This is a genomic window from Hyphococcus flavus (genome assembly GCF_028748065.1).
Lineage (GTDB): Bacteria > Pseudomonadota > Alphaproteobacteria > Caulobacterales > Parvularculaceae > Hyphococcus > Hyphococcus flavus.
The window spans coordinates 1,401,013-1,415,001 of record NZ_CP118166.1 but is presented as its reverse complement, the minus strand read 5'-3'; the positions used below and the strand labels follow the sequence as shown (position 1 = coordinate 1,415,001).

16 protein-coding genes are annotated in these 13,989 nt (G+C 58.4%); 7 read left to right on the top strand and 9 right to left on the bottom strand.

Annotation, left to right across the window (positions count from 1 at the left end):
- Nucleotides 1–37: 37 nt before the first annotated feature.
- Nucleotides 38–370 carry an integration host factor subunit beta gene (locus tag PUV54_RS06860; RefSeq protein ID WP_274494871.1) on the bottom strand — a complete coding sequence of 111 codons (333 nt, stop codon included), beginning with the start codon at nucleotides 368–370 and terminating at the stop codon, nucleotides 38–40.
- Nucleotides 371–506: 136 nt separating this feature from the next.
- On the opposite strand from PUV54_RS06860, the gene PUV54_RS06855 reads away from it, so the two are divergent.
- The 3 genes from PUV54_RS06855 (at nucleotide 507) to PUV54_RS06845 (ending at nucleotide 3,492) form a co-directional block, all read left to right on the top strand.
- On the top strand, nucleotides 507–1,286 hold the full coding sequence (locus PUV54_RS06855; protein WP_274494870.1) for a class I SAM-dependent methyltransferase: 780 nt from the start codon (nucleotides 507–509) through the stop codon (nucleotides 1,284–1,286).
- Nucleotides 1,283–2,815: a 2-polyprenylphenol 6-hydroxylase gene (gene ubiB / locus PUV54_RS06850; RefSeq protein WP_274494869.1), complete on the top strand. Its 1,533-nt coding sequence runs from the start codon at nucleotides 1,283–1,285 to the stop codon at nucleotides 2,813–2,815. Before PUV54_RS06855 ends, ubiB begins: the two co-directional genes overlap by 4 nt.
- 71 nt (nucleotides 2,816–2,886) lie before the next feature.
- On the top strand, nucleotides 2,887–3,492 hold the full coding sequence (locus PUV54_RS06845; protein ID WP_274494868.1) for a hypothetical protein: 606 nt from the start codon (nucleotides 2,887–2,889) through the stop codon (nucleotides 3,490–3,492).
- Here PUV54_RS06845 and PUV54_RS06840 read toward each other — a convergent pair.
- On the bottom strand, nucleotides 3,489–3,872 hold the full coding sequence (locus tag PUV54_RS06840) for a hypothetical protein (RefSeq protein ID WP_274494867.1): 384 nt from the start codon (nucleotides 3,870–3,872) through the stop codon (nucleotides 3,489–3,491). The two genes, PUV54_RS06845 and PUV54_RS06840, sit on opposite strands and share 4 nt — an antisense overlap.
- 62 nt (nucleotides 3,873–3,934) lie before the next feature.
- Between PUV54_RS06840 and coaBC the strand changes: the two genes are divergently transcribed.
- Genes coaBC through PUV54_RS06820 form a run of 4 tightly spaced genes read left to right on the top strand, consistent with a single transcriptional unit; the run spans nucleotide 3,935 to nucleotide 7,190 of the window.
- The gene (gene coaBC, locus PUV54_RS06835) at nucleotides 3,935–5,170 is read left to right on the top strand and encodes a bifunctional phosphopantothenoylcysteine decarboxylase/phosphopantothenate--cysteine ligase CoaBC (RefSeq protein WP_274494866.1); all 1,236 of its coding nucleotides are present in this window, start codon (nucleotides 3,935–3,937) and stop codon (nucleotides 5,168–5,170) included.
- A 4-nt stretch (nucleotides 5,171–5,174) separates the two neighbouring features.
- Nucleotides 5,175–5,543 carry a DUF6249 domain-containing protein gene (locus PUV54_RS06830; RefSeq protein ID WP_274494865.1) on the top strand — a complete coding sequence of 123 codons (369 nt, stop codon included), beginning with the start codon at nucleotides 5,175–5,177 and terminating at the stop codon, nucleotides 5,541–5,543.
- 10 nt (nucleotides 5,544–5,553) lie between these two features.
- Complete coding sequence (gene pnuC, locus PUV54_RS06825; protein ID WP_274494864.1) at nucleotides 5,554–6,168, top strand: nicotinamide riboside transporter PnuC; 615 nt, start codon at nucleotides 5,554–5,556, stop codon at nucleotides 6,166–6,168.
- The gene (locus PUV54_RS06820; RefSeq protein ID WP_274494863.1) at nucleotides 6,165–7,190 is read left to right on the top strand and encodes an AAA family ATPase; all 1,026 of its coding nucleotides are present in this window, start codon (nucleotides 6,165–6,167) and stop codon (nucleotides 7,188–7,190) included. Before pnuC ends, PUV54_RS06820 begins: the two co-directional genes overlap by 4 nt.
- A gap of 116 nt (nucleotides 7,191–7,306) precedes the next feature.
- On the opposite strand, the gene PUV54_RS06815 is transcribed toward PUV54_RS06820, so the two are convergent.
- The 7 genes from PUV54_RS06815 to rlmH form a co-directional block, all read right to left on the bottom strand.
- Nucleotides 7,307–7,684 carry a hypothetical protein gene (locus PUV54_RS06815; protein WP_274494862.1) on the bottom strand — a complete coding sequence of 126 codons (378 nt, stop codon included), beginning with the start codon at nucleotides 7,682–7,684 and terminating at the stop codon, nucleotides 7,307–7,309.
- A gap of 503 nt (nucleotides 7,685–8,187) precedes the next feature.
- Nucleotides 8,188–8,901, bottom strand: coding sequence for an RluA family pseudouridine synthase (locus tag PUV54_RS06810; RefSeq protein WP_274494861.1), 714 nt, complete (start codon nucleotides 8,899–8,901; stop codon nucleotides 8,188–8,190).
- Nucleotides 8,902–9,411 (bottom strand): RNA pyrophosphohydrolase, encoded by a 510-nt coding sequence (locus PUV54_RS06805; RefSeq protein ID WP_274494860.1) that lies wholly within the window; start codon nucleotides 9,409–9,411, stop codon nucleotides 8,902–8,904.
- 33 nt (nucleotides 9,412–9,444) lie between these two features.
- Nucleotides 9,445–10,668 (bottom strand): divergent polysaccharide deacetylase family protein, encoded by a 1,224-nt coding sequence (locus PUV54_RS06800; RefSeq protein WP_274494858.1) that lies wholly within the window; start codon nucleotides 10,666–10,668, stop codon nucleotides 9,445–9,447.
- A gap of 141 nt (nucleotides 10,669–10,809) precedes the next feature.
- A complete protein-coding gene (locus PUV54_RS06795; RefSeq protein ID WP_274494857.1) occupies nucleotides 10,810–12,246 on the bottom strand; it encodes a S41 family peptidase in 1,437 nt (478 codons plus the stop codon).
- A 29-nt stretch (nucleotides 12,247–12,275) separates the two neighbouring features.
- Entirely contained in the window at nucleotides 12,276–13,499 is a 1,224-nt protein-coding gene (locus tag PUV54_RS06790; protein WP_274494856.1) for a murein hydrolase activator EnvC family protein, read from the bottom strand.
- Nucleotides 13,496–13,975, bottom strand: a complete 480-nt coding sequence (rlmH, locus tag PUV54_RS06785; protein ID WP_274494855.1) for a 23S rRNA (pseudouridine(1915)-N(3))-methyltransferase RlmH — start codon at nucleotides 13,973–13,975, stop codon at nucleotides 13,496–13,498. Before rlmH ends, PUV54_RS06790 begins: the two co-directional genes overlap by 4 nt.
- Nucleotides 13,976–13,989: the final 14 nt, after the last annotated feature.

Below are 13,989 nucleotides of genomic sequence, written 5' to 3'. Positions count from 1 at the left end.
CGGATATTTTCGCCGAAATGAGGACATTAGTTCAAGATCATTCGCGGGCATCGCCGCCCTGAAACGGCTGGGCGCCTGCTGAAAAACGGCCTTCACTGTTCAACCGATCGCGCAGTTCCTTACCGGCCTTGAAAAACGGCGCCCATTTTTCCTCGATATGGACAGCCTCGCCGCTGCGCGGGTTGCGGCCCGTACGGGCGGGCCGGTGCTTTACCGAAAATGCGCCGAAGCCCCTGAGCTCCACCCTGTCGCCGCGCGCCAGCGCATCGGATATTTCCTGAAACACGATCGAGACGATCCGCTCGATATCGCGGTGAAATAGGTTCGGATTTTCGTCGGCGAGCTTTTGCACCAGTTCCGACTTGATCATATGTCGCCCCGTCTCGTTAGCGCCCCCAACCCCAAAACCACGGAAACGCCGGTAATATCAAGTGGTTAACCTGTCAAAAGCAGACTGCGGCGTCAAGGCGCTTCTCACCTAACCTACGAAAAGATATGGATTTTTCATGACGCAACGCGGCGAAGACGAAACTTCCTTTGGCTTTCGTACGGTGAAGACCGGCGAAAAGGCGCATCTTGTGCGTGACGTATTCGACAGCGTCGCCTCACGCTACGACCTGATGAACGACCTGATGTCCGGCGGCGTGCACCGGATCTGGAAGTCGGTCCTGCTTGACCGGCTCATGCCCCGGCCCGGCGAAAAACTGATCGACGTGGCGGGCGGCACTGGCGATGTCGCCGCCGGATTTTTGCGCCGCGCCGACGAGCGCGCCCGAGCGGAAGCCAAAACGCCAGCCACCGCAACCATTTGCGACATCAATTATGAAATGCTGAAAGCCGGTGAGGCGCGCGCCGACATGGCGGCTTTCGGCGAGCGCCTGAGCCGCGTCACCGGCGACGCTGAAAGCCTTCCGTTCCCGGATAAGTGCGCTGACGCCTACACGGTTGCATTCGGCATCCGGAACGTCACCGATATGGATGCAGCGCTGTGTGAAGCCTTCCGTGTACTGAGGCCCGGGGGAAGATTTTTTTGCCTCGAATTTTCTCATCCGATTACGGAAGGGCTGCAGAAAATCTATGACGCCTATTCGTTCAATGTAATTCCGTGGCTCGGCGAGCAGGTCGCCGATGACCGAGAATCCTACCAGTATCTTGTTGAATCGATTCGTAAATTCCCGGGCCAGGAAGCGTTCGCCGCCCGCATCCGCAATGCAGGGTTTGCTCGCGTCAAATATGAAAACCTCACCGGCGGGGTCGCCGCCATTCATTCGGGCTGGCGGATATGATCTCCGCCCTCGCTGATTATGCCCGATTGCTGCGCGCTGGATGGACGCTGATCCGCCATGACGCCCTGATCCCGCGCGAATACGCGCATATGGCGCCGGGGCCGGTCCGCGCCTTTGGCGCGGTCACGCGGATTTTTCCAAAGGGCCGGGACAAACGGCCGGGAGAGAGGCTTGCTGCGTCATTCGAACAACTTGGCCCTGCCTATGTGAAGCTCGGCCAGTTCATGGCCACGCGGCCCGACATTATCGGTTTCGACCTCGCGGGCGATCTCGGGCGGCTACAAGACAAGATGCCGCCGTTTTCAGAGACGCAAGCGAGACAGGAGATACAAAACGCCTTTGGCAAGTCCGCAGGCGAGCTGTTCAAGACGTTCTCCGCACCCATCGCCGCCGCCTCCATCGCGCAAGCGCACAAAGCCGAATTGCAGGACGGGCGCGCCGTCGCCGTTAAAATCCTCCGCCCACGGATTGAGCAAAAAGCGTCGCAGGAGTTTCGCGCATTCGCGAGAGCCGCGCGCCATGTGGAAAGCCTTTCCGCCACCGGCCGGCGGATGGAGCCGGTAAAGTTCATCGAGACATTGAAAGAGGCGGCGGCGATCGAACTTGACCTGCGCATGGAAGCCGGGGCGGCGTCGGAACTGGCGGAAAATCTTCGTGACGAACAAGGCGTTCGCGTGCCGGAAGTGATCTGGCCGCTCACCGCACGCCGCGTTCTGACCGTCGAATGGATTGACGGAACGCCTTTGGGCGATCTTGAAGCGCTGGATAAGCGCGGGATCGATCGCAAGGCGCTCGCGCAACTTGTCATTCGCGTGTTCCTGAAACAGGCGCTGCACACCGGGTTTTTCCACGCCGACATGCATCAGGGGAACCTGATCGTCGATAATGACGGCCGCCTAGCCCTGGTCGATTTCGGCATCATGGGCCGGCTCGATGAAAAAACGCGCCATGTTTTCGCCGAGATTATCTACGGCTTTATCACTCGCAATTACAGCCGCACCGCCGAAGTTCATTTCGACGCAGGGTACGTCGGCCCAGGGCATTCACTAGATGCGTTTGCGCAGGCGTTGCGCGCCGTCGGCGAACCCTTGCAGGGGCGCAACGCGGCGCAGGTCGATATGTCCCGCGTCCTGCAGCAGCTATTCGATGTGACGGCCCTGTTCGACATGCATCTGCGGCCCGAGCTCGTGCTGCTTCAGCGCACCATGGTGACGGTCGAAGGCGTCGCGCGCCTGCTCGATCCTGAAATCGATATGTGGGCGGCGGCGACGCCAGTGGTGAAGGACCATGTGAACAACGCCATCGGCGTTAAGGCGCAGGCCGAGAAGCTGAAAGCAGCGACGGTCAAAGCCATCGAGGTGGCGCCAAAGCTGCCCGAATATGTGGACGCCATCGGCAAGGCGGCGCAAAAAATCAATGAGAACGGCCTTAACGCGCCAGCAGCGAAAACCGGGGGCAACGCCCGTCTCGCCGTCTGGGTTTTGGGCCTCGCCGCGCTGACGCTCGCGGCGTTAATCGCCACTCGCTAAAACTGTCGTTTAAAATTACGCTTTGTTTGCCTTATGGCGGCAAAGTCGCCTCTTCACAGAGGAGAGCGATCATGTTCGGCATCAAAATTGGCGGCGCGAAACCGCAGGCTGAAGCGCCAAAAGGTGAATTCGTCATTGCCCGGTTGAACGCCAAAGTGCAGCCGATTGATCGCGGCGAATACTATGAAGACCCGTTATGCGAAACACTTGAGGGCGCCGGGCTCGGCGATGTTACAGGCGGCGGCACGCAAATGGCCGATGAGCCTTATGGGATCGAATTCTGCGATCTCGAGATTTGCGTCAACGAAGCGAATGAAGAAACGCTTGCGACGATCATCAAGCGTCTGAACGACCTTGGCGCGCCTAAGGGGTCGAAACTGATCATTGAAGAAACCGCAAAAGAAATTCCCTTCGGCGTAAACGAGGGCATCGGCGTTTTTCTTAATGGCTCGGACCTTCCCGATAAGGTTTACGCCGAATGCGACATCAACCATGTGGTTGACGAATTCGACAGACAACTTGGCGACAAGGGCGCCTTTCGCGGCTATTGGGAGGGCTCTCGAGAAACCGCTCTTTATTGCTACGGACGTTCTTTCGAGGAAATGAAAGCAGCGTTGCAGCCGTTTCTCGATTCCTATCCCTTATGCGAAGGCGCGCGGATAGAACAGATCGCTTAAGCCCGATTGGCGTGTTTGACGCCGAGCGCTCCGAAAACGGCCATCGGGGCGAACACAATCCACTGCGGCAATTGCAGTGGACCCAATCCGAACGCGGCGATGACAAACCAGATCAGAAAGAAAAACGCCGCTGCAAGCCCTGAGGCCAGCCGCGCGCTATTCGGATCCTTGCGCCAGAACAGCGCATCCGCATAAAGCAACGCCATGCCCGCCAGTACAATCGTGATCCCGTGCCAGCATAGGTAAAGCGTCATGCGGGCTAAGGTTTCTAGATCGCTCTCCAGCAATGGCCGGGCGATCAGACGCCCGCCTATGAAAAAATGAACGAGCGTCATTGTGACGGCCAGCGTCAGCGCAATGAAAATCAGGCCTTGTTTCAATTCCCTAGCCCTCCCCGGGGTGCGTGACATAAGGGCGGCGAAAGACTATCTATACCCCTGTTATGGCGAACGATACAAAACGCATTCTGTTAATCATCGGCGGCGGCATTGCGGCCTACAAAAGCCTTGAGCTGATCCGTGAACTGGCGAAACGCGGCGTTGAAACCCGCGCGATCCTGACACGCGCGGGCGCCGAATTCATAACACCTTTATCGGTCGCCAGCCTGACCGGCGAGAAATGTTACACGGATCTGTTCGACCTCACTGACGAAGCGGAGATGGGTCACATTGAGCTTTCGCGTTCGGCGGACCTTGTTGTTGTTGCGCCAGCAACAGCCGACTTGATGGCGAAGGCGGCGAACGGCCTTGCAAACGACCTTGCCTCAACGGCGCTCCTCGCCACCGACAAACCCGTGATGTTCGCGCCCGCCATGAATGTGCGCATGTGGGAGCATGCAGCGACGCAGCGTAACCTCGAAACGGTGAAAAAAGACGGCTTGATGATTGTCGGCCCAGACAAGGGCGAGATGGCCTGCGGCGAATACGGGCCCGGCCGCATGGCGGAGCCGGCGGCAATCGCCGATGAAGTTGAAGCTTATTTCCTTAAAAGCACGCGCGGGCCCATGACGGGCAAGCGCGTACTCGTCACTGCCGGGCCAACGGTCGAGGCGATCGATCCGGTGCGCTATATCGCCAACCGGTCATCAGGCAAACAGGGCTACGCCATCGCTGCAGCGTTAAGAAATTTAGGCGCCGATGTCACCCTCGTCACTGGCCCCTCAAGCGAGAAACCGCCTGCCGGCGTCAACCTCGTCCGCGTTGAAAGCGCGCGTCAGATGATGGCGGCGAGCGAGAAAGCGTTGCCGGTCGATTGTGCTGTTTGCTGCGCCGCTGTCGCCGATTATCGACCGTCCATAGAAACAGACCGCAAGATCAAGAAGGAACGCGGCGGCCTCACTGATCTTCCGTTGACGGAAAACCCTGACATCCTGAAAACCATTTCGCAGATGAAGGAAGGCCGCCCGCGCCTCGTCATCGGCTTTGCGGCGGAAACCGACGATGTCCTCGGTCATGCGGAAGCGAAGATGGCGCGCAAAAAATGCGACTGGATTGTCGCCAATGACGTCTCGCCCGGCGAACACTGCGCCATGGGCGGCGAACGCAACACGGTGATCCTGATCACCGAAAAGGGCGACGAAACCTGGCCGGAAATGTCGAAGGCTGACGTGGCGCGCGAACTCGCATCGCGAATCGCACAGACATTGCGCGGACCTACCCTCGTCAAAGCTGCGGAGTAGCGCCATGGAAGTCGCCATCATCGTGCCGCTGATCGTCTTCGCCAGCATCGTACTGATCGTGGCGATGCCGTTTTATTTCCGCCACCGCAACCGGCGCGTTATCTACGAAGCGATCAGAATCAGCGTTGAAAAAACCGGCGAGGCGGACCCGAAACTGATCTCCGCCATCACCCATGATTCTATCGGCGCCAACGCCGATCTACGCCGGGGCATTTTGTTGATGGCGCTCGCCGCCGCGTTAGGCGTTATCGGATATTTCGCAGGCGGCGAGTTCCTCGACCTGCCGCTATGGTCTGTCGCATTCCTGCCTGGCCTTATTGGCGCAGCCTATATCGGCCTTCATTTCTTCGTGCCGCGCGAGCCGACGGTCTGAAACCCGCAACATGAGCGCGGCGTTCGACTTCCTCCACGCCATGATCGGCGAGCGCCCGATTGAGATCGCCGCCGTCATTCTAGGGCTTTGCAACATCACGCTGCTGATCCGCCGGTCGATCTGGAACTATCCGTTCGGCATCGTCATGGTGATCCTCTATATGAAGATCTTCTATGACGCGAAGCTTTACGCCGACACGGTGCTGCAGATCTTTTTCGTCATTGTACAGATTTATGGCCTCATCCACTGGCACAATAAACGCGACGCAACGGGCCTCGTCATCGTCCGGCGCATTACGCGCAGCCAGGCGTTCGCCTATGCCATTATCGGCGCGGGCGGTGTGGGTGTCATCGGAACGGCTTTCTCGCGCCTGACCGATGCAGCGCTCCCCTATTGGGATTCAACCATCCTCGTTTTCAGCATCATTGCGCAGATTTTGCTGGCGCGCCGGCGGCTTGAGAACTGGCTCGTCTGGGTCGGCGTGGACATCGTCGCCATCGGCGTTTACTGGGCGAAGGGGCTTTACCCCACCGCCGGGCTTTATGCTGTCTTTCTTGTCCTCGCGACGGTCGGCTATTTCAACTGGCGCAGGGCGTACAAATCAGGCGAGGCAGTGGACTCATGACGACCAGAGGCTTTCTTCTCGGCAAGTTCATGCCTCCCCATCGCGGGCATCTGTTTATCTGCGACACGGCGCGGCGCATGGTGGACGAGTTGACCGTGCTCGTTTGTTCGACCGATGACGAACCCGTCTCCGGCAAGGCCCGATATTTATGGATGCAGGAAGCCGTGCCCTACGCCAACGTGCTGCACCTTCACCGCGACCTGCCGCAGCAGCCGGAAGACCATCCGGATTTCTGGCGCATCTGGCGCGAGGTCATTCGCGAGTTCCATCCCGAACCCATCGATCGGGTCTTTGCGGGCGAGCCCTATGGCTTTCGCCTCGCCGAGGAACTTGGCGCAGAGCCTGTGATTATCGATCCCGACCGCGAAGCGTTCAGCGTTTCGGGAACGGCGATCCGCGATAACCCGGCGGCGCACTGGAACGATCTCGCCGCCCCGGCGCGCAGCGGGTTTCAAAAACGTCTCACTATCCTGGGGCCTGAAAGCACCGGCAAGTCGCGCCTCGCCGCGCATCTTGCGGAAAAGTTCCGGACCCGGATGATGCCGGAATATGGGCGGGCCTATGACGTTTATTACAAGCAGTCGCATCATGCAAAAGGCACGCACTGGACCGGCGAAGACCTGATGGTGCTCGCCGAAACTCACGCCGCCATGCGCGCGGCGCTGTCGCCGCTCGCCGGGCCGCTGCTGATTGAGGACACTGACGCGATCCAGACCGCCGTCTGGGCAGAACATCTGCTGGGCGAGCCCTTGCCGGCGCTTGAACGCTTCGCGGGCGAGGACCCGGCGGACCATTATCTTTTGCTTTCGCCGGACACGCCCTGGGCCGATGACGGCGTCCGCTACGCCGGGGCGCCGGAAACGCGCCAGTGGTTCTTCGACACCGCAAAAGCGCGGCTCGATGCGCTGGAGCTTTCCTATGACGTTATCTCCGGCGCCGAGTGGGAGAAACGGACTGCTGACGCGGAACGCGCGGCGGAGGCGCTACTGACAGCGCCCGTCGTTGCTGGGCATCACGGTTAGGAAATAAACGTCAGCTTTTTGCCGAAAGCGGACCGTTCAGAGACATGTCTAAAATTGACTGTTCGTTAATACCTGCCGCTTTGCTAAATGAATGGCTTATAATGTTGAAAGCCTTACTAACTCTGGCCGTTAGCTGCCTCGTAAAGCACCCTTTCTCTTTCCCAGCCTTCAACTGCTAACGCTGCTTTCATTCGTGCCTTAAAATCATTCAGTGAAACATCACTTCGCTGTACTTCACGACGTCCCAGCATATAGTTATCGTGTGCACACTGGTGAAATGCCTGGAAGTAGCACCATACGCCGAGATCGCGCCACGAGTCTTGTATCCTCTTATAGTTGACCCCCACAGGTTCGACGGCCAATTCAGCTTTATCCCATGCATACGAAAGCTTCGGAAAGCGGGCTCTTGATGACCCACTGATAGTCGCGTCCGAAATGTCTACGCGCTCAGGCCAAAGTTGTTGTACCATACGGTAAAGTGTTTCTGCATTCATTCCGCGTCTCTAGAACCTCTGGTCGTTAGACAACAAATATGGCTTTACCAAATTGCCAACTCAACTAGGCGCATTTCACACCCGGATATCAAAAAAGGCGACCACTCGCAAAGTTGGCCGATCTTCAATAGCCGTTTTGGGCCAAGAGCTGACACACAGCTTCAGCTCGAACGCCGAACGTTTCACCAGATTTGACCACAACGCTGAGGCGAGTCGGCCCCGAAATTTTACAGCCTATGTGATGAATTCTTTCATGAAACCCGCTTTTGGTGGACGGTTATCCACCACTTTTCCCGCTCACTTATGATGCTTCCTGATTGCGTGGAAAGTTTTGCGCGCACTTCGTCCAGCACACAGACACAGGAAAAATCGAGGCGTTGGAAAAGTTGTACAAATCGTCAGATGCAAATTGTACAAAAAACCGCTGCACGTCAGTGATGACGCGGGAAAGGGAAGCGGCGACGGGCCCCGCATTGAACCATTTCAACTGCGACAGTGCGCCGTCAAAACTTGGCGCCCATTTCCGCAAGCAACGCCGCCATCGCTTCGGGCGGCGGGGCTTCGACAACAACAGGCTCTTTGTTTTTCGAAATCGGCACGATGACACGGCGCGCATGCAACATCATCGGTTGCCTGCGCATATTTTCCGGCAAGTCCCCATACTGAGGGTCGCCGATAATCGGCGCGCCTATGGACTCAAGATGCACGCGAACCTGATGGGTACGGCCGGTCTTCGGCTTCGCCTCGATAAAGGCGCGGCCATCATGTTGCGCCAGCACGCGATAGGTGGTGCGCGCCTCCTGCCCCTCTTCATCGCCGTCTGCGGCGATCTCAACGCGCCATCCGGACCCGCATTGCGTCTTCTTCAGTGGCGCATCGACGGCGCCGGAAAGTTTTTCAGGAACGCCCGCCGTGATCGCCCAGTAGGATTTTTCAATCCGGCCGTCGGAAAACAGCTTGCCGAGTTTGCGCAAGGCTTTCGGATGGCGGCCGAGCACCAGACAGCCCGACGTGTCACGGTCAAGGCGATGCGCCAGCGCAGGAATGCGCGGCAAACCGAAACGCAGCGCATCGAAATAATTTTCAAGATTATCGCCCCCGCCCTGTCTGGAAGAGGGCCCTGCATGCACCGGCAAACCGGCGGGCTTGTCGATCACCAGCATCAGACCGTCGCGATAAAGAAGACGGTCGAGCAGGAAGTCCGCCGGGTACGCCATTCAGCCCCGCGCGCGCAGAAAATCCCGCAAGGGAAGAAGGCCCGTTACAAGATCCTGATACACCTCGCGCTTGAACGGTACGATCAGGTCCGGCGCCTCTTCCAGCTCGCCCCAACGCCAGTCGTCAAATTCCTGATGATCGTCAGCTTGCAAATCGATTTCATCGTCAGCACCCTCAAACAGCATCGCCGCCCATTTTTGCCGCTGACCTTTCCAGTTTTTCTTTTTGTACCCTGCAGGAAACGCATAAGCGATCCAGCCGGGCGTCATGGCCAGCAGCCTTGCGGAGAAAACGCCGGTCTCTTCCTTCAACTCGCGAAAGGCGGCGGCGGCAAGATCTTCATCCGGGTCAACGCCCCCTTGGGGAAATTGCCATCGGTAGTCATCCGGCCCCTCGCCCAGATCGGCAAAACCGCCAACCCGGCGACCGTAAAAAACCTGTGCGCGATCGTTAAACAAAACGACGCCGACATTCGGCCGGAAACGTTTGATGAAATCAGCCTGACCCATGACCCTCTCGAGAGCAGCTTGAACAGGCCTTCCCTAGCGGGCTGCGGCGCTCGCCCGCAAGTGCGCAGAGGCCGGCGCGCGGGCAATGCCCTTTTCATCGAGCGATCTCGCCCACGCCGCGATTTCCTCTATCGTGGCCGCATAGGCGTAGGTTTTGCCGATAGCGACGCCGTTTTCTTCCGCCGTTTGCTCAAGCGCGCGCAATTCACGCCGAACCTTGTCGCGCTCGCCATCACCCGCCGCCGCCGGGATCATGCGGGTGACGCTCGCCATCTGAATACCGACAGATTGTCCGGCCCGTTGTGCGGCGCCAGTATCGTCAATGTAGGCGACGCCCGCGTCTTTCAGCTTGCGAAGCACGGGAGCGATTGCAGCTTCATCAGCGGAGAATTTGGCGCCCATGTAATTCGTTGCAGCGAAATAGCCGCCAAATCGCGACATCAGCCAGTCAAGGCGCTGCAGGTTTTCTTCCGGCGTCCGGCTCGACAACAATGCCGCCGCACCGAGGGCCTGCGCATTCGCGCCATAGCCCTCCATTGGCAATTCAATGATAACCTCGTGCCCTGCTCGCCTCGCTTTTTCGGTCCAGAATTCGAGATTCTTGGCGTAAGGCGCAAAGGACAACGACACTTCCGGCGGCAAGTCGTCAATCGCCTGTTCCGTCACTTTAGTGTTCAGCCCGAGCCCGCCAACAATTATGGATATGCGCGGGGCGGAACGGTCGCCGTCAAACGGCTTTGCATAGTACCGCAGCGCCGCTCTCCCGTCGGGGGCGATGCGGGGAATTTTTCCCAGCGGCGTAGAATGCAACAGTGCAGGGTCGGGGTCGGGTATCGCTCGCGCCGCCGGCGTGAGCGAAGCAGCCTGTACCGACGCAGCCGGTTTGTTCGCGCCGGGAATAGTGATGATCACCTCATCGGCGGAAAAGTCTTCTTCTTCCGTATAAAGAGTGCTTTCACCCGGATAAATCAAGGTCAACCCGTCTTCGGTCTCTTCGCCTTCGGCAAGCGCGGCCAACTGGGTCGCTTCCCTCCTTACATCGCCGGATGCGGGAACGGGGGGCGGCGCCAAGCGTTCCTCTTGCGGCCGGGCCATCATTTCAGGCAGCCCCACTGGCAGGGCGATGCGGGCTGCGCCTTCGTTGCTGAACGCCGCATTGAAAAACACCGCTCCCGCCAGCACCGTTGCGCTGCCGGCAAGCAGCCAAGCCCAGGTCAGGCGGCTGATAACGGGAAGTTTAAATCGGCGGCGGGGCATTATAGGCCTATCAGCGTTAAACGGCGCGCTTTTCTGCGCGCTGATTTTTCTGACAGCAGCCTAGTGAACATAGAGTTAACCAAAAGAAAACGGGACGCCGCTGGACAGCGTCCCGTGAGATATTCTCAGGCCTTTTGCCGCCTATTCGGTGCGGGCCGCCCCGGCATCGGCAAGCGCCTGATTATAGCGTGTGGCGTCCGCCAGGATTTCGAGGGCGCGCTCAAGCTGGCAGTCAACCGGAACGCGATCATCGCCTTCGCCCTCAAAACGGCACATGAAAGGCTCAACCAGCGGCGTATCGCTGGCGTCAGCGCCGGCATCCGCCGACTGCGCTTCCTCGGCCTCGGGCTCTTCTTCAGAGGTCAGGGCATTCGGCAGATCGCTTTCAGAAGGCCGCTCGAACACATCGTCTTGCCCCGGATAAATCACCGGCATCGCAATATCAGGTTCGATGCCCATGGCCTGAATCGAGCGACCGGAAGGAGTGTAATATTTGGACGTGGTCAGCCGCAAAGCGCCTTGGAGACCATTCTGAAGAGGGATGACCGTTTGCACAGACCCTTTGCCAAACGACTTGGTGCCAAGCAGCAGCGCGCGATTGCGGTCCTGCAACGCACCGGCAACGATTTCAGACGCCGATGCAGAACCGCCATTGATCAAAACGACAATCGGCTTGCCGTCGAATTTGTCGCCTGGCCGGCCCATCTCCCGCATGGTGTCGCGCGGACGCCGGCCGCGGGTGGAAACGATCTCACCGCCATTGAGGAAGACGTCGGCGACCGAAACGGACTGGTCGAGAAGCCCGCCGGGATTATTACGCATATCGAGCACCAGCCCCTTTGCCCCGCCAGGAATATCCTTTTCAAATTCCTTGAGCGCATCTTCAAGACCACTCTGGGTCTGCTCGCTGAAAGAGGATATTCTCACATATCCAAAGTCGCCCTCAACGCGCGCCGTCACCGACGGGACAGTAATGTCATCGCGCACGATGGTCAGGTCAAACGGCTCTTTTTCACGATCACGCACGACGGCGATATCGACTTTCGTACCGCGCTTGCCCTTCAATCGGGATGTCGCATCATCAATCGACATGCCATAGACATCTTCACCGTTGATTTTGACGATCAGGTCACCCGGCTGCATTCCCGCTTCACTTGCTGGCGAGCCATCGAACGGGGAAACGACCTTGACGTACCCCTCGTCAGGACCTTCGTTATCCATCTGCACCGTAATGCCGAGCCCCGCATAAGAACCGCGGGTCTGCTCCTGAACCGTATTAAAGTCTTCCGCTGTCAAATAGTTCGAGTGCGGATCAAGCGTATCGAGCATCCCGTCGATGGCGCCCTTGATCAGGTCAGCGTCATCAGGCGCGGATACGTAATTCTCGTGAACCTGCTCGAAGACCTCTCCAAACAGGTCAAGCTGACGGAACGTATCCGCCGAAATAGAGGCCCGGGCGAAAACAGCACTCGACAGAACGCCGAAAATCAGCGCGCCGCCGCAAGCAGCGCCGACAAGCGCGCCTCCGGAATAACGTTTCGGGTCACGGAGCGACGGGGTTACGGGGCTTCTTCTCATACCAATCCAACACCTTGTTTACCGCCAGCTTATAACGCCAGCTCATCCATACTCTTGCGCGAGAGCCACAACGCCGGGTTAACAGGCTCTCCATTTTTTCGGATCTCCAGATCCAGACTAGCGCCCCCGCCAGCCATTTCCGCCACCGGTTCGCCAGCGGTGATCCACTGATGTTCCTGAACCAGAATTCGGCCGACGCCGATCAACAGTATATGATAGCCCTCGCCAACGTCCAGAACGATCATATTGCCGACTGGCCGCCATTCCATGGCAAAGCGAACCCGCCCCTCAAACGGCGCGGTCACAATGGCTTGATCCCGAACTGCAAAGCGCATGCCCTCAAATCTGCCGCCTTCAGGACGCTGTTTACCATACTCGCCTGTCACCCGGCCCGCGACAGGCGGGCGAAGCGCCCCAAGCGCCTTGTCGAAGGCCATCGAGCCGACAAAAGGTTGCGGGGCCTCCCTCTTGATAGTCGGAGCGGTTGGAGCCGCGCGTTCAGGTTCATTCGCTTTTGGCGGCGCTGGTTTGATACGCGGCGTGATAGAATGCGCCAGCCGGGAAAGACGCTCGATCATTTCCCTTAGCGTACTGGCTTGCGCCGCAATACGCGCCGTCTCGCGTTGCGCCGATGCAGCGAGCGCCTCCGCGACGTCTCGCTCCTGTTCTTTTTGCGCCATCAACTCGGCCAGGACATCGCGCCGTGCGATAAGCTCCTGGTTCGTCTCGGCATAGCTGGCGCGATCGCGGTCGAGATCAGCAGCAAGATCTGAAAGCCGCTCAATCGCCTCTCTAAGGCGCGCTGCACGCGCCTCAACTTCAGGCGCAGCGCCCGAGAGTAGCATCGCCGCTCTTGCGGCCTTGTTTGCATCTTCAGGCGTCACAAGCAGGGCGGGCGGCCGCGACAGCTCGAGAGATTGCAACGCCGCCAAAACCTCTGACAGGTTTGCGCTTTCATTACGCAAGGCTGTTTCTGCTTCTGCTTTTTCAGTTTCAAGCGCTGCAATCGAATCTTCGAGGGAGGCTATTTTACGTTCGGCATCCTGCAATGAATTCGCTGTTTCGATCAGACGATGGCGAAGCGCGGCTACCTCTTTTTTACGCGCTTCGGCTTCGTTGCGCAGCCGTTTTTCTTCTTCAGCGCGTTCTCTGAGCTGCTGCTCCACTTCTTGCAGGTCTTCAGGTTCAACCTGAGCGGCTGCACCGACGATGCTAAACAGGGCGATAGCGAATGCAAAGAAAAAGCGCATCATGAGCGATGGTAAGGGTGGCCCGCCAGAATTGTAATGGCGCGATAAAGCTGCTCAGCCAGCATAACCCTGACAAGCATATGCGGCCAAGTCGCCGCGCCAAAAGAAATTAGTTTATCTGCTCGTCCCTTGACGTCGCTTCCATGTCCGTCAGCGCCGCCGATCAGAAAAGCCACATCCCGGCCCGCTAACCTCAAATGATCCAGATATTCGGCCATGCTCTCACTAGAGAAGTTTTTTCCACGTTCATCGAGTACGGCGACTTCCGCCCGCTCAGGAACGGCCCCGATCAAAAGTTCTCCCTCACGGTCCGTCAATGCGGCGCCGGAAAGCGATTTTGGAGCCTCTTTTTCAAAAAGTTTAATTGCAGAAAAACCGAGCGATTTGCCCATACCCGCACTGCGATTGAGATAATCCTCTACCATAGCGGCTCCGGGGGCGCTGCGCATCTTTCCAACAGCGGCGATTATGAGTCGCAAAGTGGTACCTAATA